At 42.1% G+C, this 26,907-nt stretch carries 27 protein-coding genes and 2 riboswitches; all 27 genes read left to right on the top strand.

Features of this window, described 5'->3' with window-relative positions; translation table 11 throughout:
- The first annotated feature begins 251 nt into the window (after positions 1 to 251).
- The 27 genes from prfB to ACYH0O_RS21945 all read left to right on the top strand — a co-directional run bounded on the left by prfB (position 252) and on the right by ACYH0O_RS21945 (position 26,870).
- Positions 252 to 1,353 (top strand): peptide chain release factor 2 gene (gene prfB, locus ACYH0O_RS22075; protein ID WP_149156509.1). Its coding sequence is split into 2 segments (ribosomal slippage): positions 252 to 323 and positions 325 to 1,353, totalling 1,101 coding nucleotides; the frame shifts between segments, so codons are not numbered across the junction.
- A 519-nt stretch (positions 1,354 to 1,872) separates the two neighbouring features.
- On the top strand, positions 1,873 to 2,745 hold the full coding sequence (locus tag ACYH0O_RS22070) for a YitT family protein (protein ID WP_482630347.1): 873 nt from the start codon (positions 1,873 to 1,875) through the stop codon (positions 2,743 to 2,745).
- Between the two features lie 80 nt (positions 2,746 to 2,825).
- Positions 2,826 to 3,143 (top strand): cytochrome c551, encoded by a 318-nt coding sequence (gene cccB / locus ACYH0O_RS22065; protein ID WP_482630346.1) that lies wholly within the window; start codon positions 2,826 to 2,828, stop codon positions 3,141 to 3,143.
- A gap of 510 nt (positions 3,144 to 3,653) precedes the next feature.
- Positions 3,654 to 4,340 (top strand): cell division ATP-binding protein FtsE, encoded by a 687-nt coding sequence (ftsE, locus tag ACYH0O_RS22060; RefSeq protein ID WP_149156512.1) that lies wholly within the window; start codon positions 3,654 to 3,656, stop codon positions 4,338 to 4,340.
- Entirely contained in the window at positions 4,330 to 5,214 is an 885-nt protein-coding gene (gene ftsX, locus ACYH0O_RS22055; protein ID WP_149156513.1) for a permease-like cell division protein FtsX, read from the top strand. The genes ftsE and ftsX overlap by 11 nt, the downstream gene beginning before the upstream one ends.
- A gap of 39 nt (positions 5,215 to 5,253) precedes the next feature.
- Positions 5,254 to 6,594, top strand: a complete 1,341-nt coding sequence (locus tag ACYH0O_RS22050) for a murein hydrolase activator EnvC family protein (RefSeq protein WP_482630345.1) — start codon at positions 5,254 to 5,256, stop codon at positions 6,592 to 6,594.
- 178 nt (positions 6,595 to 6,772) lie between these two features.
- Positions 6,773 to 6,864: riboswitch (cyclic di-GMP riboswitch) on the top strand.
- Positions 6,865 to 6,947: 83 nt separating this feature from the next.
- The gene (locus ACYH0O_RS22045; protein WP_482630344.1) at positions 6,948 to 7,229 is read left to right on the top strand and encodes a hypothetical protein; all 282 of its coding nucleotides are present in this window, start codon (positions 6,948 to 6,950) and stop codon (positions 7,227 to 7,229) included.
- A gap of 196 nt (positions 7,230 to 7,425) precedes the next feature.
- Complete coding sequence (rpsN, locus tag ACYH0O_RS22040) at positions 7,426 to 7,695, top strand: 30S ribosomal protein S14 (protein WP_482630343.1); 270 nt, start codon at positions 7,426 to 7,428, stop codon at positions 7,693 to 7,695.
- Positions 7,696 to 7,722: 27 nt separating this feature from the next.
- Entirely contained in the window at positions 7,723 to 7,968 is a 246-nt protein-coding gene (locus tag ACYH0O_RS22035) for a type B 50S ribosomal protein L31 (protein ID WP_482630342.1), read from the top strand.
- A gap of 60 nt (positions 7,969 to 8,028) precedes the next feature.
- The gene (locus tag ACYH0O_RS22030; RefSeq protein ID WP_482630341.1) at positions 8,029 to 8,403 is read left to right on the top strand and encodes a hypothetical protein; all 375 of its coding nucleotides are present in this window, start codon (positions 8,029 to 8,031) and stop codon (positions 8,401 to 8,403) included.
- 642 nt (positions 8,404 to 9,045) lie between these two features.
- Positions 9,046 to 9,621 (top strand): class I SAM-dependent methyltransferase, encoded by a 576-nt coding sequence (locus tag ACYH0O_RS22025; protein WP_482630340.1) that lies wholly within the window; start codon positions 9,046 to 9,048, stop codon positions 9,619 to 9,621.
- A gap of 32 nt (positions 9,622 to 9,653) precedes the next feature.
- On the top strand, positions 9,654 to 10,271 hold the full coding sequence (locus ACYH0O_RS22020; RefSeq protein ID WP_482630339.1) for a hypothetical protein: 618 nt from the start codon (positions 9,654 to 9,656) through the stop codon (positions 10,269 to 10,271).
- Entirely contained in the window at positions 10,264 to 10,845 is a 582-nt protein-coding gene (locus tag ACYH0O_RS22015; protein ID WP_482630338.1) for a redoxin domain-containing protein, read from the top strand. The genes ACYH0O_RS22020 and ACYH0O_RS22015 overlap by 8 nt, the downstream gene beginning before the upstream one ends.
- Positions 10,846 to 10,945: 100 nt before the next feature.
- Positions 10,946 to 11,098 carry a hypothetical protein gene (locus ACYH0O_RS22010; protein ID WP_482630337.1) on the top strand — a complete coding sequence of 51 codons (153 nt, stop codon included), beginning with the start codon at positions 10,946 to 10,948 and terminating at the stop codon, positions 11,096 to 11,098.
- Positions 11,099 to 11,109: 11 nt separating this feature from the next.
- Entirely contained in the window at positions 11,110 to 11,328 is a 219-nt protein-coding gene (locus ACYH0O_RS22005; RefSeq protein WP_482630336.1) for a DUF302 domain-containing protein, read from the top strand.
- A 129-nt stretch (positions 11,329 to 11,457) separates the two neighbouring features.
- Positions 11,458 to 12,597, top strand: coding sequence for a trans-sulfuration enzyme family protein (locus ACYH0O_RS22000; protein ID WP_482630335.1), 1,140 nt, complete (start codon positions 11,458 to 11,460; stop codon positions 12,595 to 12,597).
- A 95-nt stretch (positions 12,598 to 12,692) separates the two neighbouring features.
- A riboswitch (SAM riboswitch) is annotated at positions 12,693 to 12,812 on the top strand.
- Between the two features lie 301 nt (positions 12,813 to 13,113).
- Positions 13,114 to 14,409 carry an O-acetylhomoserine aminocarboxypropyltransferase/cysteine synthase family protein gene (locus tag ACYH0O_RS21995; protein WP_482630334.1) on the top strand — a complete coding sequence of 432 codons (1,296 nt, stop codon included), beginning with the start codon at positions 13,114 to 13,116 and terminating at the stop codon, positions 14,407 to 14,409.
- A gap of 383 nt (positions 14,410 to 14,792) precedes the next feature.
- Positions 14,793 to 15,866: a homoserine O-acetyltransferase MetX gene (gene metX / locus ACYH0O_RS21990; RefSeq protein WP_482630333.1), complete on the top strand. Its 1,074-nt coding sequence runs from the start codon at positions 14,793 to 14,795 to the stop codon at positions 15,864 to 15,866.
- Positions 15,867 to 16,034: 168 nt separating this feature from the next.
- Complete coding sequence (locus tag ACYH0O_RS21985; RefSeq protein WP_482630332.1) at positions 16,035 to 17,480, top strand: S41 family peptidase; 1,446 nt, start codon at positions 16,035 to 16,037, stop codon at positions 17,478 to 17,480.
- 237 nt (positions 17,481 to 17,717) lie between these two features.
- Positions 17,718 to 18,914, top strand: coding sequence for a PDZ domain-containing protein (locus ACYH0O_RS21980; protein ID WP_482630331.1), 1,197 nt, complete (start codon positions 17,718 to 17,720; stop codon positions 18,912 to 18,914).
- A 250-nt stretch (positions 18,915 to 19,164) separates the two neighbouring features.
- Positions 19,165 to 19,614, top strand: coding sequence for an Lrp/AsnC family transcriptional regulator (locus ACYH0O_RS21975; protein ID WP_148970246.1), 450 nt, complete (start codon positions 19,165 to 19,167; stop codon positions 19,612 to 19,614).
- Between the two features lie 246 nt (positions 19,615 to 19,860).
- The gene (gene nikB / locus ACYH0O_RS21970) at positions 19,861 to 20,802 is read left to right on the top strand and encodes a nickel ABC transporter permease (RefSeq protein ID WP_482630330.1); all 942 of its coding nucleotides are present in this window, start codon (positions 19,861 to 19,863) and stop codon (positions 20,800 to 20,802) included.
- Positions 20,803 to 20,822: 20 nt separating this feature from the next.
- Positions 20,823 to 21,728: an ABC transporter permease gene (locus tag ACYH0O_RS21965; protein ID WP_482630329.1), complete on the top strand. Its 906-nt coding sequence runs from the start codon at positions 20,823 to 20,825 to the stop codon at positions 21,726 to 21,728.
- A gap of 19 nt (positions 21,729 to 21,747) precedes the next feature.
- Complete coding sequence (locus ACYH0O_RS21960) at positions 21,748 to 23,280, top strand: glutathione ABC transporter substrate-binding protein (RefSeq protein WP_482630328.1); 1,533 nt, start codon at positions 21,748 to 21,750, stop codon at positions 23,278 to 23,280.
- Positions 23,281 to 23,288: 8 nt separating this feature from the next.
- Entirely contained in the window at positions 23,289 to 24,293 is a 1,005-nt protein-coding gene (locus ACYH0O_RS21955) for an ABC transporter ATP-binding protein (protein ID WP_482630327.1), read from the top strand.
- On the top strand, positions 24,262 to 25,260 hold the full coding sequence (locus ACYH0O_RS21950) for an ABC transporter ATP-binding protein (RefSeq protein WP_482630326.1): 999 nt from the start codon (positions 24,262 to 24,264) through the stop codon (positions 25,258 to 25,260). Before ACYH0O_RS21955 ends, ACYH0O_RS21950 begins: the two co-directional genes overlap by 32 nt.
- Positions 25,257 to 26,870, top strand: coding sequence for a gamma-glutamyltransferase family protein (locus ACYH0O_RS21945; protein ID WP_482630325.1), 1,614 nt, complete (start codon positions 25,257 to 25,259; stop codon positions 26,868 to 26,870). Before ACYH0O_RS21950 ends, ACYH0O_RS21945 begins: the two co-directional genes overlap by 4 nt.
- Positions 26,871 to 26,907 lie beyond the last annotated feature (37 nt).

Here is a 26,907-nt window from a genome sequence, read left to right as displayed (position 1 = left end):
TAAAATAGGTTATGTAATAGCATAACTTTAAAGTTGATTGGAGCGGAAGGTGCTCGACTCCTGCGGGAATAGCGTGAAAGTTGAGACCCCGCAGGGCAAAGCCCGAGGAGGCTCAACTCACGCCCCGCGGAAAGTAAGCACCTGGAGCGGAAATCAACCACTACTGTCTAATAAAACACGGCCACTCTATTCCAGATATCATCAATACAAAATAAATTCAAGAACCCAAATAACTATAGAGGTGACCACACATGGAACTATCAGAAATCAGAGCAGAGTTAGAAAAATCAGCTAAAACATTAGCGGACTTCAGGGGGTCTCTTTGACTTAGAAAACAAAGAGGCAAGAATTCAAGAGCTGGACGAAATCATGGTTCAACCCGACTTCTGGGATGATCAGCAAAAAGCTCAAGGATTAATAAATGAAGGAAACGGTTTGAAGGATCTTGTAAATGAATACAAATCATTGCTTGAATCCCAAGAAAACCTTGAGCTTACCCTTGAACTTATCAAAGAAGAACCGGACGAAGAACTTCAAAAAGATCTTGAAGAAGAGCTGGGTGATTTGGTCAAACGATTAAATGACTACGAACTTCAGCTTCTTTTAAGCGAAGAACATGATAAAAATAACGCGATTCTTGAGCTGCATCCTGGGGCAGGTGGAACCGAGTCACAGGATTGGGGTTCCATGCTGCTTCGCATGTATACGCGCTGGGGTGAGAAACGAGGTTTCAAAGTAGAAACCCTTGATTATCTTCCTGGCGATGAAGCTGGAATCAAGAGTGTAACTCTTGCCATTAAAGGTCACAATGCGTACGGTTACTTAAAAGCTGAAAAAGGTGTACACCGTCTTGTTCGTATTTCACCATTCGATTCTTCAGGACGTCGTCACACTTCCTTCGTGTCTTGTGAAGTCATGCCTGAGTTCAATGAAGAAATCGAAATCGAAATCCGTACAGAAGACCTGAAAATTGATACTTATCGTGCAAGTGGGGCCGGTGGACAGCACATCAATACGACGGACTCGGCTGTCCGGATCACTCACTTACCGACGAATGTCGTGGTAACCTGCCAATCTGAACGTTCTCAGATCAAGAACCGTGAGTCAGCCATGAAAATGCTGAAAGCAAAGCTCTACCAAAAGCGAATCGAAGAGCAGGAACAGGAGCTCGCCGAAATTCGTGGAGAACAAAAGGAAATCGGATGGGGAAGCCAGATCCGTTCCTACGTTTTCCATCCATACTCTATGGTCAAAGACCACAGAACCAACACAGAATCAGGAAACGTACAAGGTGTCATGGACGGAGACATCGACCCATTCATCAACGCTTACCTTCGTTCTAAAATTCAATAATCATACTCAAGCTGGATCCTCCCATTAATTGGAGGATTCAGTTTTTTTGAGGGATGTACCTCAAAAAATGATGCGTTTTTTCCATTATATGTATAAACGAGAACGTGGAACTACATTACACACACGAATAATTACACGCCGACTACCGAGGTTATCACTTATTGCAGAAATGCGAAATGCAGGTGTAAAGCCTCTCATTAATTAAAGGTCCGTCCCTCACCACCACAACACCCCGACTTATTAATGCTTTACCACGTTATTGAAGTGTCATTTACACCTCCAAGTACCCATGCTATACTCTCAAAGGTTGATACAGAGCGTGTTTGAAGGGTGGAGAAGTTAATTTGCACCTGGTTCATACATATGCTTTTCAACTATATTAAGCGAAATTTATGAACAATCTTCATCCTTAGAGGTTCACGACATGACCAATTAGAGGTCCGTCCCTCTGCATACTCTGCATGAATGGAAGAGGTTGTACTCATACTATAAATACATAGGTTAAAGGAGTCGTACTGGATGGGTTTGAAAGAGAGACGTCGTGGGCAGGCATTTAATCCGCGGAAAGAGAAGTTGTTAGAGTATTTGTTTGTTGTGATTGGGTCAACGATTGTGGCCCTTGCGTTTAATGTGTTCTTACTGCCGAATGAGGTGGCTTCAGGAGGGGTGAGCGGGATATCGACCATCCTGAAAGGTCTGTTTGATTGGAAGCCTGCCTTTGTTCAGTGGGCTTTTAATATCCCGTTATTCATTGCAGGGTTAATCTTCCTAGGGCTTCAATTTGGAGTTAAAACAGCCATCGGTACTGTTTTCCTGCCGCTGGTAGTATTTTTAACAGAAGACTGGAAGCCGTGGACGGAAGATCCCTTGCTTGGAGCTTTATTCGGTGGAATTGGTGTAGGACTGGGGTTGGGAATCGTCTTTCGAGGTAAAGCCTCTACAGGAGGGACGGACCTTGCAGCCCAGATTGTAAACAAATTCACCGGGTTGTCCTTGGGAACGTGTGTTGCGCTTATCGATGGAATGATTGTTCTTTCTGCTGCGATCGTGTTTGACATCGAACGTGGTTTATATGCTCTTATCGGCCTTTATGTGACAAGTAAAACGATTGATTTAGTCCAGGTCGGCATCAGCCGTTCAAAAATGGCACTTGTCATTACAAACAGACAGGAAGAAGTTCGTGAAGGGATCCTGAATAAAATTGATCGTGGTGTGACAAAACTATCTGCATACGGTGGTTATACGGACGATGAGCGCCCGATCCTTATGTGTGTGGTTGATCAAACAGAATTCACAAAACTGAAACAACTGGTCAAAACCATTGACCCCTCTGCTTTTGTCGTCACAATGGACGCTTCAGAGGTGTTAGGTGAAGGTTTCAAACGGGTTTAACCTTGGTATAATTATGTAATAGAGGGACGGACTTGGATACTTACCGTTACTCTTAAAATGTGTTCCTAGGGGGATAAAAAATGAAGAAAAAGCTACTTGGTATTGTTTTTGGCGCTTCATTGGTACTTGCAGCTTGCGGTGGTGGCGGCGGCGAAGAAAGTACAGAAACAAGCTCTGGCGGAGTAGACCCTGAAAAAATCGTAAACAATAAATGCACCAGCTGTCATGGTGGAAACCTTGAAGGCGGTATGGGGCCAGCCCTTGATAAAATCGGTGCTGAATTAAACAAAGATCAGATCTTGGAAGTCATTCAAAATGGTAAAGGTCAAATGCCTGCAGGACTCATCGAAGGTGAAGAAGCAGAAGCAGTGGCAGAGTGGTTGGCAAATAAGAAGTAAGTGAGGAGGAAGAATCCCGAACTGAGGATTCTTCTTTTTTTGATTTATCCACAAACTTTCCCCTATCCCTTCTTTAAATATATGTTACAAAAGCTCATCTAATAAATATATTAAGAAATCAGCAATTGAACTGCAAATAATTATAACCTAGTAACTTACTGAGTTTAGCATCAGCCTAAGGTTTATCCTCCTCATACTATCAAACTTTTCTACTTGCTTATAGTACCAGGTTCTAGATAAAAATACCTATTTTTATAACGGGAAATAGGTATAATCGACAAGAAAAAAGGTAAAATATACACATTATTTCAATCTTTGAAACGTAAATGTAATAATTTTTTTCCTTAACAACGTACAAAGTGATGTTATAATAATTCTCGGAAGAGCAATTCGAGGTTTTTCGCCATTTCATGTCTAATTATGGTAAAGACGTCGTTGTGTTCAAACCATGTACATATGTCGATAACAGCCAAGAGGGTAACTACATAATACAAATTAGGTGATTTTATAATGATAGAAATGAAAGACGTGTATAAGCAGTACAGCAACGGTGTCATGGCTGCCAATGGCTTAAACGTCCACATTAAGCAAGGTGAGTTTGTGTATGTTGTGGGTCCAAGTGGCGCCGGGAAGTCTACTTTCATCAAGATGATGTACCGCGAAGAGAGGCCTTCTAAAGGTGATATCATCGTAAACGGTATTAATCTTGCAAAATTAAAAAATAGTAGAGTTCCATACTTACGAAGAAACGTTGGAGTCGTGTTTCAGGATTTTAAGCTGTTACCTTCTCTTACAATCTATGAAAACATTGCCTTCGCTCTTGAAGTAATAGAAGAACATCCAAAGCAAATAAAGAAGAGAGTCATGGAAGTACTGGATCTGGTAGGGTTAAAGCATAAAGCAAGAATGCTTCCGAATGAATTGTCAGGCGGAGAGCAACAGCGTGTATCGATTGCACGATCTATCGTGAATACGCCGAAACTTGTGATTGCTGACGAGCCTACGGGTAACCTTGATCCGGAAACATCTTGGGATATCATGAACATTCTTGAAGATATCAGCAATCGTGGAACAACGGTGATCATGGCTACTCATAACCGGGAAATCGTAAATACCATCAAGCATCGGGTAATTGCCATCGAAAATGGCCGAATTGTTCGTGACGAACAGCGAGGTGATTACGGTTATGAAAGCTAGGACGTATGGTCGACATCTAAGAGAAAGCTTCAAAAGCATCGGACGTAATGGCTGGATGACATTCGCATCTGTGAGTGCCGTTACTGTAACCTTACTACTTGTTGGTGTATTTATGGTACTTATGCTGAACATGAACAAGGTTGCAACCGATATTGAGAAAGACGTTGAAGTACGCGTACTACTTGAGATCGGTACTGAAAAAGCTCAAGTAGAAGAAATAGATAAGAAGATTAACCAAATAAGTGGTGTGGAATCCGTAGAATACTCTTCTAAAGAAGAAGAGCTTCAAAATCTGGTAAAGGATTTAGGAGACGATTTCAGGTTATTCGAACAGGATAATCCATTATACGATGTATTTATCGTAAAAGCGGAAGATCCCCGTGATACTGGGAAAATCGCTGCTGAAGTCAGCAAGTATGAGGGTGTGAACGAAGCACTTTATGGTGAAGCGAAGATAGAAAGATTGTTTAATGTACTGGAAATGAGTCGAAACGTTGGATTAGTGTTAATCATCGGTCTATTGTTTACCGCCATGTTCCTCATCTCGAATACAATAAAAATCACCATTGTCGCCAGAAGAAGGGAAATCGAGATAATGAAACTCGTGGGTGCAACCAACTGGTTTGTACGCTGGCCATTCATTCTAGAAGGATTATGGCTTGGAATCTTAGGTTCTATTATCCCGATCGCTCTTGTCACAACAAGTTACTACTATGCTTATGAATTTATTAAACCAAAACTACAAAACCATTTTATTCAGATATTAGATTTTACCCCCTTTATCTATCAAGTAAACGGATTGATTCTATTAATGGGTTGCTTGATCGGGGCTTGGGGAAGCTTTATGTCTGTACGTAAATTCTTAAAAGTGTAAAATTTGATAGGTTGATAGAAGCTGAAAGGAGCATGCCGCTTGAACAAGAAGTATTTCATATCATTATCAATTGCAGCAGCATTAACAATCGGAAGTCTACCAACGTTAGGGACAACTGCTAACGCTCATTCCTCCGTGGAGGAATTACAGAAGCAACAAGAAGGCATTTCTTCTAAAAAAGAGGAAATCAATGGCAAGATTAATGAGAAAAAATCACAAATTAACCAAAACATCAATAAACAACAAGAAATTCAATCACAGATTGCTGAAATCAGTACAAAATTAAAAGATACTGAAACAAAGATTGCCGATAAATCAAAAGAGATTGACGAAACAACTGAAGAAATCAATAAACTTAAAGAAGAAATTGAAGTTCTAAAGCAAAAGATAGAAGAGCGTAACGAACTATTAAAAGAACGTGCCCGGGCGATCCAGGAAAAAGGCGGCTCTGCAAATTATCTTGATGTATTACTTGGGGCGGACAGCTTCGGTGACTTCATCAACCGTGTAACAGCAGTGAACACGATTGTTAGTGCAGATAAGAAAATCATGGACGAACAAAAACGTGATCAGGCTAAATTAGAAAAGAAACAAGAAGAAGTAGAAGGCAAGCTTGCAGAATTAGAGTCTACTAAAGCAAGTCTAGAATCTCTGAAAAAAGATCTTGATAGTCAAAAAGCTAAAAAAGCGGATTTATTCAAGCAGCTAGAAGCTCAGCAGGCATCTTTGGAAGTGGAGAAAAAAGATCTTCAAACTGAATCTGATGAGCTTTCTAAAATGGAACACCAGCTTGAAGGTGAAATCCAGGCTGAACAAGCACGTTTAGCGGAACTTGCACGCCAGCGTGAAATCGAACGCAAGCGTCAAGCGGAGGCTGAAGCGGCAAAAAGTGCAGCAGCACAACAACAAGCAACAAACAGCAGCGGCGGTTCTTCTCCTGCTGATACAGCTCCAAGTGCTCCAGTAAGTGCTGGTGCATGGACAGCCCCAGCTTCTGGAACGATTACAACAAACTTCGGCTGGGATGTATTAAACGGTAAGAAACGTTTCCACTATGGTACGGATATCGCGGCAAGAGGCAGTGTTCCAATCTCAGCAGCAGCTGATGGATATGTCATCAAGAGCCACTATAGCTCAAGCTATGGAAATGTCGTTTACATCACTCACTCAATCAATGGTCAAACGTTCACAACGGTTTATGCCCACATGGCTTCTTCATCAGTAAGCACTGGACAAGCAGTCAACAAAGGTGACAGAATCGGTTACATGGGTAACACAGGATATTCTTTCGGACAGCATTTACACTTTGAGCTTCATGCAGGTTCTTGGAATGCATCTAAATCAAATGCTGTAAACCCACGTCAATATATTAACTTTTAATTAGAAAACCCCGCCATGTGCGGGGTTTCTTTTATTGGATATCTTTATTTGGCCAGCATTACATTAATATGTAAGGAAATGGAATGGAATATTATTCTCATGACTGTTTTCATATCCTTTTCCTTCTAGTATAATGACAACTATATTACCTAAATATTAAAATAATGATTTGTATAGTCCTTCGTAAAGGCAATCTAATTGAAAGATTAGGACGCAAAACCACGGGTCTTCCATTTTTTATAATACAATAATGATCACCGGGTTCCCGAAAATAATGGATTACAATGAATACTAATTAGGACGTTTTATTAGTATCATTTTGCCTGCCATTCTGGTGGGATTTTTTTATCTATATGTCCATTATAGTAGGATTTGAATCTGTAGTAAGGATGATGATGTTGGAATCGACTGAATTAAAAAGGCAATTAAGAAGTTTTTGTAGAAGGAACCGTACTGCATTAAAGCATACCTATGTTGGTGAATATACAGCAGAAGAAATCAGTGAAATGCTTATCCAGAGTCTGGGTGCTGAAGAGGTTAAAAAAATTCTAGCCGATATTGATATAATCAATCGTCGAAACGGAGATACAGTTAAATATTTTATGCTTATTTTAGAGGGATTGAAAGCAGCATAAGAATACATAAAAACCGAATGCCGGTCTCGAATGGCATTCGGTTTTATTTATGTTTCAACAGTAGTGTGTAAGTCGGGGAGTACTCTCCTGCAGGTTGTAGGCAAATATCATTGCAAAAAGAAAAAGAGTATGGTTTAATAACCATATGCGTTATAAAACGTAATCATTACGATTAACAAAAAAGGAGTGAATCAAATTGGCTAAAAAATCAAAGGTAGTAAAAGAGAAGAAGCGTCAGGAGCTTGTTCGGAAATATGCAGATTTGCGCAGGGAGTTAAAGGAGAATGGTGATTATGAAGCGTTAAGAAAGCTGCCGAGGGATTCCTCACCGACACGAATAAATAGTCGTTGTGAAGTGACAGGGAGACCGAGGGGGTATCTCCGTAAATTTAAGATGTCCCGTATCGCTTTTAGGGAGTTTGCTCATAAAGGGCAGATACCCGGAGTCAAAAAATCAAGCTGGTAATCCACGAAACTATAAGGAGGAGTAAGAATGAAAAAAGAAATTCATCCTGAGTATCAACAGGTGGTATTTATGGACACGAACAGCGGTTTTTCCTTTTTAACAGGATCTACAAAAACATCCAATGAAACGATTGAGTGGGAAGACGGGAAAACGTATCCTTTATTAAAAGTAGAAGTAAGTTCAGACACGCATCCTTTTTATACAGGACGACAGAAGTTCTCAGATCGTGGAGGCCGTGCAGAACGCTTCTTGAAAAAATACAACATGAAATAGTGAATTTATTGCTGTCAGAAAGAATAGTTTGAGGTATAGACTTATGCCGAGGTGACTACGATGAACGAACATTTAATGGAAATTGTCGCAAGGGATATTGTTGAAGGCCTGCCTAAGGGAAAAAGGGACATCTATCAATATGTAGTCGGTCTTGAAGATGAATTGGCGAGCCGATCCGAGACGTCAGAGGAATTTATGGCCTTACTTGTGAAACATTCTCCTCATCAACAGGCAGCCTCTCATTTTAACATGAGCTTTGGAGAGCTGATGAAACGGATGAGGGATATCGAACAAGAGATTAATACGAGATTAGATCAGAAGCTGCAAAATGTAACATGGATTGATTATACAGAAACCATACGGTCGATGAAAGGACCAGAAGCAATAAATTCAAGTTACTTCTTCTTCTCCATGGATCATGCTTATACTAAATAAGAAGTATTAGTATAGAGTTTAAATCGTAATCATTGCGTTATGAAGAGGTTTCTAAATGAGGATGCCGGGATATAAATGAACAGGTGAATTTCTTTCTATAAAGCGGTTTTTAAATAATTTTTTTGAAGAAAAGCAACATGGAAAAAATCCCTATACGAAAGCCCTAATTAAGGAATATAGAGGCTGGGACAAAAGTTTTTTATCCTAAATCAAACCCGAACAAACCTGCCTCTTAGTGCGCAGATTTGTTCGGGTTTATTATTTGTTTTCTAATCATTTGATTTTAACTGTTTCCAGCGGTTGATTGGAGTGCAAGACGAAGACTCCTGCGGGAAAGTAGCTTATGTGAGACCCCGCAGGCTTGCCAAGGAGGCTCACGGGCTACCCGCGGAAAGCGTAGTCTTGCACGGAACGGAAATCATTAGCGGTATAAAGAACCTACACTTCTATTGTTCGTCTTTTTATCGGGTTTTTTAGTTTTGTCCCAGACTCTTTATTATTCAAAAATTCGACACACATTTCCCCGCACTATCTGTAATAATTCTCCTATAGGATACACTATGAGTAAATAACTTGCTTGTATTTAAAAGATTTAAGATACTAATACACAATAGGGTATATTTACCGAACGGAGGAACCCCGATGACCGGAGATTTATTTGAACATCACAAAGCTTCAAAGCTCCTCGATCCAAAACGTCAAGAGCTCGTACCGGTGGACAAAGTACTCGAACTTCTCAAACTCAATAAAGACGATATCGTCGCCGATTTAGGCTGTGGCAATGGCTACCTGACGCTTCCTATTGCCAAAACGGTTGAAACAAAGGTCCAGGCGGTAGATCTGCAACAGGAAATGCTGGAGTACCTGAAACACCGTGCCACTGAAGAGAATGTAGACAATATTATTTACGAGAATTCATCCCTTGAGTACCTCAGCTTTAACAAAGGTACTTTGGATAAAATCGTATCCGCTTTCGTCTTGCACGAAGTTCCCGATCTGATCAAAGTATTTCAGGATTTACACGATATGCTGAAGGAAGATGGAATTTGGCTGATCCTTGATTGGGAAAAGGTAGAATCAGAAATGGGACCGCCTTTAAATCATCGGATTTCTTCCGAGGAACTCGATCGACAGCTCCAATCATCCGGATTCCACACAACAGTAGGTCACTTGCATCCATCGGTTTATTATATTGTTGTTAGAAAGAATAATAGATAAGCCAGAAAATATCTGAAGGGAGGGGAATGCCTATGACTGAACGATGGCACACCATAGGCTCCTTCACATTTCCGGCTTCTTGGGGAGCCATTATCGCTTCGTTCATACTCACTTTCTTGTTCCTCTATTTTTGGAATAGAAAGGCGAGCGACTGGTATTCGAATAGTATTTTTAGTTTTTTACTCGTTTGGAAGCTGAGTGTGATAGTGGTTGACTTTCAAACGGTTATGGAGCATCCCATTACAATCCTCTATTTTCATGGAGGAGTCATTGGGTACTGGTTAGGACTGATAGCAGCTCTAACTTACATATTTGTTAAGAAAGTAGATTATCCGGCTACTATCATCATTTCATGGATGGTCACAGTTCTTGTCTTAGAAGCTTTCCTTCATATGCTTCATCACCATTATCTTTTAGCTGGTATCCAAGTTGTGCTCAATCTATTAATCCTTGACTTTTTTATAAAAAAAGCAAGTGATCCCGGCGGCGATATCTGGGCAGGACAGTTATTGGTTATGTTTACTTTGGTCCAGTTATTTCTAAGTGCCTTCATTGGAGGATTTGAATTGACCGTCACCGCCTGGACGTATTTGATCATGATGACTTATCTCATCTTTCTTTTAAACGTAAGGAGGAAACAGAATGAATAAACGAAATTTTGCATTGGCCATCGTTGCGCTTCTGATTGGCATCTTCTTAGCGAACTTTTTTCAGGATCAGCAGGAAAAGAAGGCAAGGGAAGAGGCCGCTCAATTAGCCAATGAATCCATGGATCTTTCTAATGCAGAGCAGGGGCTCGCAAAAGGGGACCGCGCTCCGGATTTTGAATTAACCACTTTAGATGGTGAAGATGTAAAGCTTTCAGATTATCAAGGTAAAAAAGTGATCTTGAACTTTTGGGCTACCTGGTGTCCGCCATGTAAAGCGGAAATGCCCCATATGCAGAGTTACTACGAAGAGAATGCGGAGAAAGAAAACGTTGAAATCCTTGCCGTCAACCTGACCTCCATGGACGATGGGGAAAAGGCCGTCCATCAATTTGTCGACGGCTACGAACTCACCTTCCCCATTCCGATGGATGAAAAGGGAGAAATCGGAGACGAATACCGGGCGTTCACCATCCCGACCACATACATGATCGACACCAAAGGCATCATCCAACACAAAATCGTCGGCCCCATGAACGAAGACATGATGGGTCAAATGGTTGAAGGAATGGAATAATCGAGAGGGACGGACCTCTAAATAGGGATGTTTGACCTGATACACTGTGAGGTATTAACAGAATATAGACTCAGAGAAAGATAAAGGTGTAGATGTGAACATGTTTCATTACACAAAGGAAGTTTCAATAAGTGTGAAAGAAGCGGTGGAAGCAGTAGAAACTGCCTTGAAAGATGAAAGCTTTGGCGTGTTATGGAATCTTGATCTTGCTCAGAACTGCAGGATAAGGCCCATGATTTCAATGAAGAGGTAGTCGTATTAGAGGTGTGTAATCCTCACGAAGCGAAGAAAGTGCTGGAAGAAAGCATGCTCGTAAGCTACTTCCTGCCTTGCAAAGTGACGGTATACACAGAAAGCGGTACAACCAAGATTGGTATGGCAAAACCAAGCAAGCTGATCAAAATGGTGGATAACGATGAACTGAAAAGCCTGGCATCGGATATTGAAAATCGCTTGATCGGATGTTTAAATAACGTTCAATAAACGGAATCGGCGAGCACCTGTTGCAATGGGGCAGGTGTTTTTTTATGCCTTGGAATACATCTTACTCCTCACAATCTTCTGAATATGATACACTTTTAAAAATACATAGATTCAGGAAGGATGACAGAGATGAAGTTCACAACGAAGGTCGTACATAGTCAGTTAAAAGGGACTGAGGAAATCCGCAGTAAAGCGACTCCGATTTACCAAACATCTGCCTTTTCTTTTACCTCTTTAGAAGAGTTGGAGGGTTTCTATGAAGGGAAATCCCCCTATCTCTATACGAGAACGGGAAATCCAAATACAGACGAGCTTGGTAAGATGGTAGCAGACTTGGAAGGAGCTCCAGCAGGTGTCGCGACTTCTTCTGGATTATCGGCCATCCTTGTTGGAATCCTCGCTGTTGTGCAATCAGGCGATCATATCATTGCCGCCGAGGATTTATACGGCGGTACGTTCCATATGCTGAAAGAAGAGCTGAAATCATTCGGTATTTCAACTTCATTCGTTGATTTTACAAGTGTGGAAGAATTAGAGGAAGCCATTACTCCACAAACCAAACTCCTTTTCAGTGAGACCGTAACAAACCCGTTTATGCGAGTGGAAGATATCCCGAAAATGGTTGACTTCGCTGAAAAACACAACCTGAAAACAATGATCGACAACACATTTGCCACACCGTTTCTGCGCCAGCCTTTCTTGGAAGGGGTCGACCTTGTCGCTCACAGTGCCACGAAGTATATCGGAGGACACAGTGATATCACAGCAGGTGTCGTCGTGGGAAAAGAAGAGCTTGTTCAAAAAGCGAGAGAGAAAGTTGTCAACATCGGGTCAAATTTGAGTCCATTTGAAGCGTGGCTGACTTGCCGTGGAGCGAAAACACTGGCTCTTCGTATGGGAACCCAAGCAAGAAATGCAGAAGTTCTTGCGGCAGACCTTCGATCAAATGATTATGTGAAAGGAGTCTATTACCCAACCGATCTATCGGATAAAGGAAATGGCGCAATCGTAACAATCGAGCTATCCAACACATGTGATATAAGCACATTCTTCAAATCACTTGGATGGATTAAAATCATCCCTTCCCTTGCAGGTGTAGAGACAACGGTTTCTTATCCATTAGGAACGTCTCATCGTGCTCTACCGAAGGATGCGCAGGAAAAACTCGGAATAAATACACATGTCGTACGCATATCGATAGGTATTGAAGATGGGGAAGACATCGTCGTTCAATTTAACGAAGCGATTACAGCCTCTATTAAAAATTAAATAATGTAAAAATTCTAAAAATACTCTTGACGTTGAGGTCGGTTACCCCTTATAATTCATCTCAACGCAAGAATTTTCACATTGACAACTACATGCTCTTATCCAGAGAGGTGGAGGGACTAGGCCCGATGAAACCCGGCAACCTTCATGTACGCAGTAATGCGTCACATGAAAAGGTGCTAATTCCTGCAGGCGATCTGCCTGAAAGATAAGAGGAGGACCCTATTAAATTAGACCCTCTTCTTAGGAAGAGGGTTTTTTATTTTTTCCTCTTCCATCTTCTTAGGAAAATATACTTCTTCGATTTTTCAGTTTCTGAGTTCAACAGGGGAATTTTGGCCGAAATTTAACATGAGAGAATAGGTCGGTATTTAACTGATAAAAAAACGAATTATTTTAACAGTCAATTCCGAATTCAACAGTCAAAATTCCAACAAACTTTAACAGGCAAACGTCCAAAACATCCAACCGCAAAACGGAAACCCAAACACCAAAACCATTTAGGAGGAATTATCAATGACAAAATCATTCGATTTCGACACACTTTTACTTCACGGTGGCCAGGAGCCGGATCCATCTACAGGTTCGAGGGCAGTGCCGATTTATCAAACGACATCTTACGTTTTCGATAACAGTGATCATGCAGCAAAATTATTTGCACTTGAAGAACCGGGAAACATTTATACCCGAATCATGAACCCAACTGTAGACGTGTTGGAAAAGCGCCTCGCTCTTTTAGAAGGTGGAATCGGAGCACTAGGTGTTTCATCGGGAATGGCCGCTATCTCACTATCAATCTTAAATATCGCCGGAGCAGGTGATGAAATTGTAGCAGCTACCAATCTTTACGGTGGAACCTATAATTTATTCTCGACCACCCTTCCGAAATACGGAATCAAGGTTCATTTTGTAGATCCGACTGACCCGGAAAATTTCCGTAAAGCGATTACGCCAAAAACGAAGGCTGTATTCGCTGAGACGATCGGAAATCCAAGTCTACATGTGCTTGATATTGAAGAGGTAGCAAAAGTGGCTCATGACCATCACATCCCACTGATCATCGATAATACTTTTGCCACTCCATATGTATGTAAGCCGATCGAGTATGGAGCTGATATCGTCATCCACTCTGCAACAAAATGGATTGGCGGTCATGGTACAGCAATCGGGGGAGTCGTCATTGACGGAGGGAAGTTTGATTGGAATCATGAAAAATTCCCGGGCTTCACGGAAGAGGACCGTAGCTATAACGGACTGCGTTATGCACAGGATGTAGGGCCGGCAGCCTTCATTACAAAATTAAGAGTGCAGCTGCTTCGTGACTTGGGAGCGTGCTTAAGTCCACAGAACGCATTCCTGCTGCTGCAGGGATTAGAAACGCTGCATCTTCGCATCGAACGTCACACAGAGAATGCCTTGAAGATTGCGGAGCATTTAGATCAGCATAATGGTGTCGCTTGGGTATCTTACCCTGGGCTGCCGCAGCATCCGTCTCATCAACTTGCTCAAAAATACTTGAAAAATGGAGCGGGATCCATCGTCGTCTTCGGAATTAAAGGTGGTAGAGATTCAGGACGGAAAGTAGTCGATAACATTTCCCTTTGGTCTCATGTTGCCAATGTAGGGGATGCGAAATCGCTGATCATCCATCCGGCTTCTACGACCCATCAACAATTAAACGACCAGGAAATCCGTGCGACAGGGGTAACCGAGGACCTTGTGAGACTTTCTGTTGGATTAGAGTCTGCGAAGGACCTGATCGAGGACTTGGATCATGCCATTGAAGTGGCGTTGGAAACATCACGGGTATGATAGAAACTGGGGAAACTAACCCTAAAATCGTAATTGAAATCAAATTACAGGGTGAAAAAGTGGATTTTGGATACTATTTATAGGCCATCCAGGGACTATGTAAGGGAGATATCAGCGGAAATTTGATTTTATCAGCGGAATTTCGAATATATCAGCGAAATCGGGCTTTTATCAGCGAAATTCCCAATATATCAGCGAACAGGTTGCTCGCAGTCCCCTCGAATGAAAATCTGAATTCATGACGATAGACTTAACGACGAATTCTCAACTCCCATAATGGCAATTATCCAAAAAACAGTACAAAATCAACTGTTTTATACGCGGGGGTATCCGGAGTGGAATCCTGATCACCCCGCCACAACATCAAAAAAGGAGGTGGAGGAATGGAGAAGCTATACACATATGAAGTTAGCTCCATTACCATCCCATCCCTAACATTAGAGTCCGGCACCACGTTGAAAAATGTAGATCTTACGTATGAACGAACAGGAAACAAAGAAGGACCGACCATCCTGGTTTGCCATGCTCTCACCGGGACCCATATCGTAAAGGGGACGAGTGAAGACCGCGGCTGGTGGGACGGACTGATTGGTCGGGGGTCGTATATTGATACCGAACATTTTAATGTGATTGCCTTTAATGTATTAGGAGGATGTGAAGGAAGTACGGGACCGGCGTCCACCAATCAACATACGGGAGAGCGTTACGGTCCGGACTTCCCTGGTATTACGATAAGGGACATGGTCCATGCCCAATATAAAGCACTCCAACAACTTTCAATCGACCACATGGAAGCGGTCATCGGAGGCTCACTGGGAGGGATGCAGGCCTTAGAATGGGGAGCCCTCTATCCTGCCTTTATAAATAAAGTGTTCGCCCTTGCCGTCACTCCTGCCTTAAATGATTACGGTCTCGCCTTTAATCACATCGGAATCACAGCGATTGAAAAGGACCCTGAGTTTCAAAAGGGGTATTATCCACCAGGCTCCATTTTAAAAGGGTTAGAGATTGCCAGAATGGTTGGAATGGTCACGTACCGGACACAGGAACTGTTCGACCATCGTTTCCAGCGTGAAAAGCAAAACGAACTCTTCAATGTCGAAAGCTATCTCGATTACCAAGGAAAGAAATTAGGAAAGCGGTTTGACCCAAACAGCTACCTTACCTTGCTGAATGCGATGAACTCACATGATATCGGAAGGGGAAGAGGAGGAACAGAAGAGGTAGCGAGAAACTACCAGTGCGAACTGATTTCGATCAGTTATGAAGGAGATTTAATTTATTCACCTGGGTATCTAAAAGAGTTTACACATCTTGTACCAAAGAGTGAACATTACTTTATCTCTACCGCCTTTGGTCATGACGGGTTCCTGGTGGAATTTGAAAAGTGGGGAGGAATCATTGCTTCTCACCTTCAAAACCATCACGTTCAAAGAGTTTTTACTGGAATAAAATAAGGATCGCCTTATCATAACTCGTCCCCCTCCGGCATATAGTTAGATAAGCAAAGACACCGCACCGCCTTAGCGCGTTTTTGTGTGGTGTCTATTTCGTTGGATAAGAAAGGCTCTTAGTCGCGCCACTCTTATCTATACAAAGACCAACAACAAGCTGGAGGGGAATATATGGAGTGGACGGGCAGAAAGCTCATAATCACAATCATCATCAGTATGCTGATCGGTGCTGGAGGAATGTATGGCGGCTTGGAATGGACGGGCAAGGATGGGGACGAGCTTGCTCAGTTTGACGGAAAAGGCGAGCTTAATGACAAGCTACACAAAGTAGAAGTAGCCTACGACTTGATTAGTGACAAGTTCTTTCAGGATGTGGATAAAGGACAGCTGGTGGAAGGTGCGATTCAGGGAATGCTGAAGACTCTGGATGACCCTTATTCCGTTTACATGAATGCCGAAACGGCATCGCAATTTAATGACGCTTTGGATTCTTCTTTTGAAGGAATCGGAGCAGAAGTCACGATCATGGACGGAAAGCTGATCATTGTCGCTCCTTTTAAAAATTCTCCTGCGGAAGAAGCGGGGTTGAAACCGAATGACCGGATCATTAAAGTAGACGGAAATAGCATCGAAGGACTTGACCTATACGAAGCTACCTTGAAAATCAGAGGGAAAAAGGGTACTGAGGTTCAATTGGAGATTACGCGAGAAGGACTGACGGATCCCATCAAAGTATCTGTGAAACGTGATGAGATTCCTGTCGAGACGGTCATCTCTGATGTGAAGGAAGTTAATGGAAAGAAAACAGGATACATCCAGATTACTACTTTCTCAGAAAATACAGCCGTTGATTTTAAAAAGCAATTAGGAGAACTTGAGAAGAAAAAGGTAGAAGGATTGGTCCTTGATGTGAGAGGGAATCCAGGAGGTCTCCTTTCAAGTGTGGAAGAAATCCTCAAAGAGTTCGTAACAGAGAAAAAGCCGTATGTGCAAATTCAGGAACGCAGCGGGGAAGTGATGAAATCCTTCTCAAATAGCGAAGCAAGAAAAGCGTACCCTGTGGTGGTGTTAATTGATGAAGGAAGTGCTTCTGCCTCTGAAATTCTCGCTGGTGCACTAAAAGAAGCGGAAGGGTATCCACTCATCGGAACGAAGAGTTTTGGAAAGGGCACGGTACAACAAGCCGTTCCAATGGGAGATGGAAGCAATATCAAGCTGACGATGTTCAAGTGGCTGACGCCAAATGGAAACTGGATTCATAAAAAGGGAATCAAACCGGATATCCCTGTCAGACAGCCGTCCTATTTCTATGCCCATCCGCTTCAAATTGAAAAGCCCCTTCAAGAAGGGATGAACAATGAACAGATTCAAAACGCCCAGGAAATGCTTCAAGGACTTGGATTCTCCATTGACCGCGTGGATGGATATTTCAGTAAGAAAACAGAAAAGGCCGTAAAGGATTTCCAAAGTCAGGAGAGCATTGATGTTACAGGGATCATTGATACTGTAACAGCGGAAAAGTTACAGGAAGAAATCTTTGAAGCGGTAAAGAATGAGAAGAATGACCTACAGCTGCAGGCGGCTTTAGAATATATTGAAAGAACAGCACAGCATTAATAAATTGGGAGCCAACCATCATGATGGTTGGCTCCCAATTTTTATTTTGAAAAATCACACATATTCACTTGTTATTCCTGTCTATCCGACATCATTTCCCGGGAAAATATGCAGAATACTGTCGGAAATGAAATCGAATCGTAAAACTATCAAATAAAATTGCAATAGGTTTTAATGGATTCTTTTGATAAAATAGTAGATAATGCAAATTTTCTTGAAAAAGGTGGTGACGGATCATTGGTTGAGATTTGGTTGCTGGAGGTCTTGAAGGGATTTGGAAAGTTATTTCTTCATCCTGTTTTATATTTGTCTGTGTTTTTCGCTATCATGACAGGCTATTATCGTGTCAAAAGAGAACGAAGAGACTTTAATACGAGATTGCTGGACGGATATCATGATACGCGAGTTTTATTTTCATATGGAGTTGTACTTGGATTGCTTTTTTCTGTCGTTACAGTGGGAGCAGGGGTTGTGATTCCTTTCGCCGGAATTATGCTAATAGGGTTGGTATCCATCCTGTTTGCATTAACGAGTTGTTTTCACCTCATGTCTGCGACCATGACGGTAGGGTTTTCGTATTTTATCCTGATTGCGGTGGATTATTTTCAGTGGGATATCCCTTATGTGAATACATATGTAGATAACTTGAATTTAGGGCTGCTGAGCTCCATCGTCGTGCTTCTTGGTATATTGACAATGATTGAAGGAAGCCTGATTCGATTGAACGGGTGGAAGCATACTTCACCCCGTCTTCTTAAAAGTGCACGTGGACTGAAAGTAGGTGCCCATCAAGGGAAGAAACTGTGGCTTGTGCCGATGTTTGTGCTGATTCCTACCGGGACATTGACCCTTCCATTTGAATGGTGGCCGGTGTTTACATTGGGGACAGAGACGTATTCTCTCCTTTGTGTGCCTTTTCTACTTGGTTTTCAGCAGCTTGTTAAAAGCACCTTGCCTGAAGTTGCGATTAAGCATACGGGATACAGGGTATTCTGGCTTGGTGCATTCGTATTGACACTGGCTGTAACAGGATTCTGGGCTCCTATGTTTTCAATCGGGGCAGCTGTTGTGGCAATGGGAGGACGGGCATGGATTTCTTATCGCTACCGAAGTGCTGAGGATTCTAAGCCATACTTCTTTAAAAGACAGTCTAAGGGAGTCATGATTCTTGGAATTCTACCTGGTTCTCCTGCAAAGAAACTGACGCTTCAAGTAGGAGAAATCGTCCTGAAAGTAAATGGAGTGGAAGTGAATACGGAAAGAGCATTTTATGAAGCCCTTCAAAAGAACGGCGCTTACTGTAAACTTGAGGTGCTTGGGACAAACGGGGAAAACCGCTTTACGCAGGGAGCCCTCTATGAAGGTGATCATCACGAGTTGGGAATCATTTTTGCCGATGAGTCTTCAGGATGGGAGCATCATCAGGTTTCGTGAAAATTCAAGAAAACCTCCTCTTAGAGAAAGATACTATAGTTAGAAGGACTTCCTTTAGTAGGAGGTCCTTCTGTTTATTCAGAGGAAATTAATCTTTTTTTTAATCTGGATTAAGGACTAAAGGAACGTGATGAAATACCCTTCATAATCTTTCGGGGAATTCTGATACTCCCTTTTCTCAAAACTGGTTTATCGTTATAATGAATTTACTTTGTTAAAATACTTTATGTTTGATTTGTGAGGTGATGTGATGAAGATTGATGACATTGATCGTAAAATTTTACAGTTGTTAACTGAAAATGGACGTCTTTCTTACGCTGATATTGGGAAAGAGTTGAATCTTTCACGAGTATCTGTCAGGGAAAGGGTACATCAGTTAATGGAAAATGGGGTCATAGAGCGATTTAGTGTGGTAATAAATTCTGAAAAAGTTGGAAAACAGGTATCGGCTTTCTTTGAAGTAGATTGTGAGCCAGCTTATTTAGTGGAAGTCGCTCAAACCTTAGCCGATAATCCAAGTGTAGCAAGTTGCTATCAAATGACAGGGCCAAGCACATTACATATGCACGTACTTGTCGAAGATTTTACAGCGTTAGAGAAGTTTGTGAATAATGAACTGTATTCTCTGGAGGGCATTTCCAGAGTAGAAAGTCACATTCTACTAAGAAGATTCAAAAGTAGAAGTGGACTTAAATTATAGGAAAAAGGGCTTAACCATCATTTTGGTAAGCTCTTTTTTTTGGTTTCTTTTGAAAAACGCCAATAAAAGCTAAAAATTCAAAATATATAATTTTTTTAGAAAAAATGTGTGGATTTTCCTTTCGGCATCCGATATAATCGTCAATAACATAAAATTAACTACGTTTGTTAAGTTAATATTGATTTTGACCTAACAAACGTAAGTGGACTGTAAAAGGAAAAACTAAGGAAAAGGAGGTTGAAGATTTTGGCAGCACTTATAACACGAAGGTTTTTTGAGCTTTTACTTTTACTCATCGGTATTTCGTTCCTGGTTTTCGGCAGTATGCATATCGCACCAGGAGATCCAGCATCCATTATCGGAGGACCAACTGCTTCAGAATCTGATATTGCAGCCATCCGCGATAATCTCGGTCTGAATGATCCATTCTTGGTTCAATATTGGGATTATCTGAAAGGGGTATTTCAAGGTGATTTTGGTTATTCCTATCAAACAAAGCAATCCGTATCCGAAGCGATTGCAGTCAGGTTTCCTAATACGTTGAATCTCGCTATTGCGAGCATGATCGTAGCAGTAGTGATCGGACTCATCGCTGGAATTATTTCAGCATTGAAACAAAATTCCTGGTTGGATGTTTCGAGCACGGTTGTGGCTTTAGCAGGTATTTCCATACCGAACTTCTGGCTTGGAACAATTCTGATTCTGGTATTTGCAGTAAATTTGCAGGTCTTACCAGTCGGAGGGCTGGATGCTCCTTTTGGGACGATAGAAGGGATGAAACAGCTGATTCTTCCAGCTATTACATTGGGCACAGGGTCGGCCGCAATGATTGCGAGGATGAGCCGTTCCTCAATGCTTGAAGTCATTCGGGCAGACTACATACGTACAGCCAGGGCAAAAGGATTAAAAGAAAAAACAATCATTTGGATCCACGCCCTTAAAAATTCGATGATTCCTGTCATTACTGTAATTGGATTGAATTTTGGTTTCCTCCTTGGCGGAACGATTATTACGGAGCAGGTCTTCGCCATCAACGGTGTGGGAAGATTAATGATTGATGCGATAGCAGCCAGGGACTTTCCAATGGTTCAAGGTTCCGTTTTATTAGTGGCAACGCTCTTTGTTCTTGTGAATTTGTTAGTTGATATTATTTATGTCTTTATAGATCCACGAATTAGCTACGATTAATAGAAGGGAGGAAAGAAAAAATGGCTGCTGAAGTGGTGACGAATAACTCTGTAAGAAGCTCCGCTCAATTGAAGAAAAAGGAAAAGTATCTGATAACAACCGTAAAACGTTTATTGAAAAATAAATTAGCCGTAATAGGGTTGATTATTATAACCCTCCAAATTTTTCTGGCTATAGCAGCACCATTGATTACTAGCCACGGGCCGCTTAAACAAGATTTAGCGGCAAGTGAATTACCTCTATTCTCGGAAGGACACTGGCTGGGAACGGATAACTATGGCCGCGATATGTGGAGCAGGATTGTCTTTGGAGCGAGAATCTCCCTTGTAGTTGGGATCACTGCTGTAAGTCTGGGGCTGATTGGGGGCGTAACGCTCGGTCTCCTGTCAGGTTATTACCGTAAACTGGATGGATTCATCATGAGGATTGTGGATCTACTCTTTGCTTTCCCGGGTATCCTGCTAGCTATGCTGATCATTGCCGTTCTTGGAACGAGTTTAGTGAATGTGGCGATTGCAATTAGTATTTGGTCCATCCCAACTTGCGCACGTATCGTAAGAGGATCTGTATTATCCGTAAAAAAGCAAGAGTACATTCAAGCGATGAAATCACTGGGAGCCAGTGATTTGCGGATCTTGGTGAAACATATTCTACCTAACTGTATGGCCCCCATCATTGTATTCGCAACCATGAGAATGGCAACCGCTATCCTATCAACCGCTGCCCTTAGCTATCTGGGATTGGGTGCTCAGCCACCGACCCCTGAATGGGGAGCAATGATTGCCCAAGGACAGAATTTTATGTGGACGTCACCACATATGACGATCGTACCGGGGGTTGCCATCATGCTGATCGTATTTGCATTTAATGTAGTCGGAGATGGTTTAAGAGATGCACTTGATCCAAACATGGATCTGAATCAATAAAAATAGAGGGGGATGTAAGATGAAGAAGTGGCTTATCGTATTGGTAGGATTATTGGTAGTTTTCATGACGGCATGTTCAAGCAATTCAAGTGGAGGTGGTGAAAAAAGTAGCGGGGAAGTCTCTCAGGAGTTAACGTATGCGACAACTTCCGATGTAGTGGGGCTTTCACCTATATTAACAAACGATTCGGTTTCCTCTAACGTCATTGAACAAGTCTATGAAACACTTTTCACGAGAAATCCAGAGACGATGGAAATGGAGCCTTTGCTTGCTGAATCATATGAAACACCAGACGATAAAACTTGGGTTATTACACTAAAAGAAAATATTAAATTTCATGATGGAACGGACTTTAATGCAAAAGCAGTTAAATACACATTCGATAAATTTATGGACCCTGAAACAGCTGCACCCCGTGCGTCACTATTGGAGCCCATTGAGTCAGTGAATGTTGTGGATGACTATACGGTTGAAATTAAAACGAAATATCCATATGGACCATTATTGGCAGCATTGTCACATACAAATTCATCAATTGTCAGTCCGGCAGCGGATGAATCTCAAGATTTAATGAAAGAACCTGTAGGAACCGGCCCCTTTAAATTCGTAAGTTGGACACCGGGAGATCAGGTTGTAATCGAGAAAAATGAAGAGTATTGGCAGGATGCACCTAAGCTTAAGAAAGTCGTTTTCAAAGTGGTACCAGAAGTGACAACGGCGATTTCTATGCTTCAAACAGGAAAGGTTCAATTTATTGATGCTATTCCTACCGAACAATTACAACGTGTAGAGTCTATAAAGAATGTAGAGGTATCGAAGCAGGAAGGGACCCCTGTATACTATATGGGATTCAATATGGAAAAAGAGCCGATGAACAATCCCGAGTTTCGCCAAGCGGTGGCTTATGCACTCGATCGTGAAGCCTACGTGAAAAAGTTGAATGGACTTGGCATTGAAGGGAACAGTGTAATCGGTCCTAAGGTATTCGGTTATGATGAGTCAGCAAACGAAGGAGGGTATCAACACGATCTTGAAAAAGCGAAAGAACTGGTGAAAAAGAATAACTTTGAAGAAAAAGAGCTTACGATATTAGTGGCGAATCGTGATAGTTATATGCTGATGGCAGAAATTGCCCAATCGCAGTTACAGGAAGCAGGCTTGAAAGTATCCATTGAGACAATGGAATGGGGAACATTCTTAGATACAGCGCGTGATGGGAAATATGACATGACGTTCCTCGGCTGGTCTAATACAACGTCAGATGGAAGTGAGCTATTGTATCCAAACTTTCATTCAGATAATGTAGGATCATCCAATCGTGTTCGATACAGTAATCCTGAATTCGATAAACTCGTTAATGAATCGAGAGAAAATGTTGATCAAAATGTACGTGCCGAGAAACTGGATGAAGCGAATAAATTACTCGTTAAGGATGCACCGGTCATCGTCATGAATCATGGAGTGGTAACGGCAGCAACGGATCAATCTGTAAAAGGTCTTAAATTAGATCCGACTGGTCAATGGTCGTTATACAACGTTTACAGAGAGTAGGGGTAAGGATGACAACAGAACTATTATCTGTAAAGAACTTAGTCACAGCTTTTCGGACGGCAGATGGTGATGTGTCGGCTGTCCGGGGAGTATCATTCTCTATAAAAAAAGGAGAGACCCTTTGTGTCGTAGGAGAGTCAGGGTGCGGAAAAAGCATTACCTCTTTATCCGTGATGGGGCTGCTTCCAAGCAATGGATTCATCAAGGAAGGCAGTATTGATTTCAAGGATCGGAATATAACCCAATTATCTGCAGAGGAACTTAGAAAGATTCGCGGTAAGGATATATCAATGATTTTCCAGGAGCCTATGACGGCGCTGAACCCGGTTTTGACAATCGGGTATCAATTGAGAGAACCGCTCATTTTACATCATAAGCTAAATAAATCAAATGCTCATAAACAAGGGATTGAGTTATTGAAGCAAGTAGGGATCCCTTATCCTGAAAAAAGAATGAAACAGTATCCTCATGAGTTAAGTGGAGGAATGAGGCAGAGAGTCATGATTGCCATTTCACTCGCCTGTCACCCCCAATTACTCATTGCGGACGAACCGACTACTGCCTTGGACGTGACCATTCAAGCTCAAATCCTTGATTTAATCCAAGATTTGAAAGATAAGCTTGGCATGGGCGTTATGATGATCACACATGATATGGGGGTTGTGGCAGAAGTAGCGGATCGAGTAATGGTCATGTATGCAGGGGAAAAAGTAGAGGAGGGATCAGTAGAATCCATTTTTGAAAATCCCCAGCATCCCTATACCAAGGGATTGTTGAAATCTGTACCCAATTTGGATGAACCCGATTTTGAACTTGAGGCAATCCCTGGTTCACTTCCAAATATTAATGAAGAAATCAACGGGTGTCGTTTTCATCCCCGGTGTCCTTATGCAATGGAGAAGTGTGTCGTTCAAGTTCCGGATGATTTTGAATTGCAAGGAGACCACAGAGTGAAATGCTGGCTACAGGAGGTAGACGAAGGTGCCGACAACCGTCAAAAAGTCCATACTTAAGTTAGAAAGTGTGAAAAAATACTACCCTATCAATGGGGGATTACTCAAAAGAGTTCAAGGTCAAGTGAAAGCAGTAGAGGATGTCAGTTTAGAAATGTTTGAGGGTGAGAGTTTAGGTGTTGTCGGGGAATCCGGGTGTGGTAAATCTACATTAGGCAGAGCCGTACTAGGGCTAGAATCTGTGACTGAAGGAAAAGTGATCTTTCGGGGACAGGAGCTTCAGCATTTATCCGATCGTAACCGACTTCCCTTCAAGAAACAAATGCAAATGATTTTTCAGGATCCATATGCTTCACTGAATCCAAGACAGCGAATAGGAGATGCCCTTGAAGAAGTTTTTATCATGCATACCAAGCTGTCCAGCAAAGATAGAAGAGAGAAAGTAATCGACCTGCTTAAAGAGGTGGGCCTCAAGGAAGAACATTATGACCGATATCCACATGAGTTCAGCGGGGGCCAGCGCCAAAGAATAGGGATCGCTCGTGCCATAGCATTGAATCCTTCTGTCATTATTTGTGATGAAGCAGTTTCTGCACTCGATGTATCCGTGCAGGCACAAGTTCTGAAACTGTTAAAGACTCTTCAGTCAAAATACGGTTTAACCTATTTATTCATCTCTCATGATCTGGGAGTGGTACGTTATTTTTGTAATCGGGTAATGGTGATGTACTTAGGAAATACGGCTGAATTGGCATCTGCCAAACAGCTTTACGAAAACCCATTGCACCCTTATACGAAGGCTCTCTTGTCATCTATTCCCCGTCCTTCGATCGAGAGGAATCGGAAGAGGGTCCGGTTGGAAGGGGAAATCCCAAATCCTGCAAATCCTCCTTCGGGATGTACATTCCATACACGCTGTCCGATTGCTACAGAGATATGTAAGCAAAAGAAGCCAGTTTGGCGTGATATGGGAGATCAACATTATGTAGCATGTCATCATGTCGAAAAAGGAAGTGAACTACTATGAAGATGGATCATTTATATCAACCGTATTCTTCAATACGTAATACCGTTTTTGCAAAGAAAGGAATGGTTGCTACTTCTCAGCCACTTGCGTCTCAGGCAGGATTGGAGATATTACAAAAAGGCGGAAATGCGATAGATGCTGCGATTGCCACTGCGGCTGCGCTGACAGTAGTTGAACCTACATCAAATGGAATTGGTGGTGATGCATTTGCCCTGGTGTGGGTAAAAGGGGAACTTCATGGTTTGAATGCAAGCGGACCTTCTCCAAAAAGTATTTCCATTGAAGATGTTAAAAGGAAAGGGCATGAAGGGATGCCTGTGCATGGAGCTGTCCCTATAACCGTTCCAGGTGCCCCTTCAGCATGGGCAGAGCTATCAAGCAAATTTGGTAAGCTTCCATTAAATGAGGTGCTGGTACCAGCGATTCGATATGCTGAAGAAGGGTATCCAATCAGTCCTGTACTTGGGAAGTATTGGGGATTGGCCTATAAGAAATTCAGGGAATTATTTAAAGATGATAAAAAATTTCAGCCCTGGTTCGATACATTTGCGCCCGATCAGAGAGCACCTCTTATTGGAGAGATATGGACATCACCGGGTCACGCCGCGACTCTCAGGTTGATTGCAGAGTCAAATGGAGAGAGTTTCTATAGGGGAGAGCTCGCGGAAAAGATTTCTTCCTATGTCGAGAGGTGTGGTGGTTACTTATCCAAGGAAGATCTTTCAGAATATAAAGCGGAATGGGTGACCCCGATATCAACAAACTACAAAGGTTATGATGTTTGGGAGATTCCTCCTAACGGTCAAGGGCTGGTTACCTTGATGGGACTAAATATCGTGAAAGGCTTCAATTTATCAGAAAAAGACGCAGTTGATACATATCACAAACAAATCGAATCCATGAAGCTTGCCTTTACCGATGGAAAAGCATTTATCACAGAAGAAAAAGAAATGCCGATTTCTGTGGAACATTTGTTATCTGAAGGATACGCACGCTCAAGACGGGAAATGATTGAACAAGACGCGATCACTCCAAAAGAATTTCAGCCCCAAAAAGGCGGTACGGTCTACCTGGCTGCTGCTGATGATGAGGGGAATATGGTTTCCTTCATTCAAAGTAACTATATGGGATTTGGATCAGGTATTGTGATTCCGGGTACCGGTATTTCCATGCAGAACAGGGGGCATGATTTCTCTTTAGATCCTGATCATCCCAATGCACTAAAGCCCGGAAAGAAAACATATCATACGATCATTCCTGGATTCTTGACAAAAGGAGAAGAGGCAATTGGTCCATTTGGTGTGATGGGTGGATATATGCAACCTCAGGGACATTTCCAAGTAGTGATGAATACGATTGATTTTCATTTAAATCCACAAGCTGCTTTGGATGCACCAAGGTGGCAATGGTTAAAGGATAAAGAAGTTCTGGTTGAGCCCAATTTCCCCAATCACATTGCCCAGGCATTGGCCAGGAGGGGACATCATATTCAAGTAGCGACAGATCACGGATCTTTCGGAAGAGGCCAGATCATTTGGAGAAATCCGACATCGGGAGTTCTAATGGGAGGTACAGAGTCACGGACCGATGGGGCCATTTCGGCTTGGTGATGAATGGTGATTGATCGAATGGAAGAGGGGGTGACAT

The organism is Rossellomorea sp. H136, assembly GCF_056838065.1.
Note: the sequence above shows the minus strand (reverse complement) of the source record. Positions and strands in the feature narration are given on the sequence as shown.

Excerpts from the sequence above, each read along its gene's own strand:
- ACYH0O_RS22025 (WP_482630340.1), top strand. The coding sequence starts at position 9,046 with ATGACCGGAGATTTATTTGAACATCACAAAGCTTCAAAGCTCCTCGAT.
- cccB (WP_482630346.1), top strand. The coding sequence starts at position 2,826 with ATGAAGAAAAAGCTACTTGGTATTGTTTTTGGCGCTTCATTGGTACTT.
- ACYH0O_RS21945 (WP_482630325.1), top strand. The coding sequence starts at position 25,257 with ATGAAGATGGATCATTTATATCAACCGTATTCTTCAATACGTAATACC.
- ACYH0O_RS22070 (WP_482630347.1), top strand. The coding sequence starts at position 1,873 with ATGGGTTTGAAAGAGAGACGTCGTGGGCAGGCATTTAATCCGCGGAAA.
- ACYH0O_RS22015 (WP_482630338.1), top strand. The coding sequence starts at position 10,264 with ATGAATAAACGAAATTTTGCATTGGCCATCGTTGCGCTTCTGATTGGC.
- ACYH0O_RS22030 (WP_482630341.1), top strand. The coding sequence starts at position 8,029 with ATGAACGAACATTTAATGGAAATTGTCGCAAGGGATATTGTTGAAGGC.
- ACYH0O_RS21975 (WP_148970246.1), top strand. The coding sequence starts at position 19,165 with ATGAAGATTGATGACATTGATCGTAAAATTTTACAGTTGTTAACTGAA.
- ACYH0O_RS22020 (WP_482630339.1), top strand. The coding sequence starts at position 9,654 with ATGACTGAACGATGGCACACCATAGGCTCCTTCACATTTCCGGCTTCT.
- ACYH0O_RS21965 (WP_482630329.1), top strand. The coding sequence starts at position 20,823 with ATGGCTGCTGAAGTGGTGACGAATAACTCTGTAAGAAGCTCCGCTCAA.
- ftsE (WP_149156512.1), top strand. The coding sequence starts at position 3,654 with ATGATAGAAATGAAAGACGTGTATAAGCAGTACAGCAACGGTGTCATG.
- ACYH0O_RS22035 (WP_482630342.1), top strand. The coding sequence starts at position 7,723 with ATGAAAAAAGAAATTCATCCTGAGTATCAACAGGTGGTATTTATGGAC.
- ACYH0O_RS22000 (WP_482630335.1), top strand. The coding sequence starts at position 11,458 with ATGAAGTTCACAACGAAGGTCGTACATAGTCAGTTAAAAGGGACTGAG.
- metX (WP_482630333.1), top strand. The coding sequence starts at position 14,793 with ATGGAGAAGCTATACACATATGAAGTTAGCTCCATTACCATCCCATCC.
- ACYH0O_RS21955 (WP_482630327.1), top strand. The coding sequence starts at position 23,289 with ATGACAACAGAACTATTATCTGTAAAGAACTTAGTCACAGCTTTTCGG.
- ACYH0O_RS21995 (WP_482630334.1), top strand. The coding sequence starts at position 13,114 with ATGACAAAATCATTCGATTTCGACACACTTTTACTTCACGGTGGCCAG.
- ACYH0O_RS22010 (WP_482630337.1), top strand. The coding sequence starts at position 10,946 with ATGTTTCATTACACAAAGGAAGTTTCAATAAGTGTGAAAGAAGCGGTG.
- ACYH0O_RS21985 (WP_482630332.1), top strand. The coding sequence starts at position 16,035 with ATGGAGTGGACGGGCAGAAAGCTCATAATCACAATCATCATCAGTATG.
- ftsX (WP_149156513.1), top strand. The coding sequence starts at position 4,330 with ATGAAAGCTAGGACGTATGGTCGACATCTAAGAGAAAGCTTCAAAAGC.
- ACYH0O_RS22045 (WP_482630344.1), top strand. The coding sequence starts at position 6,948 with ATGTCCATTATAGTAGGATTTGAATCTGTAGTAAGGATGATGATGTTG.
- ACYH0O_RS21960 (WP_482630328.1), top strand. The coding sequence starts at position 21,748 with ATGAAGAAGTGGCTTATCGTATTGGTAGGATTATTGGTAGTTTTCATG.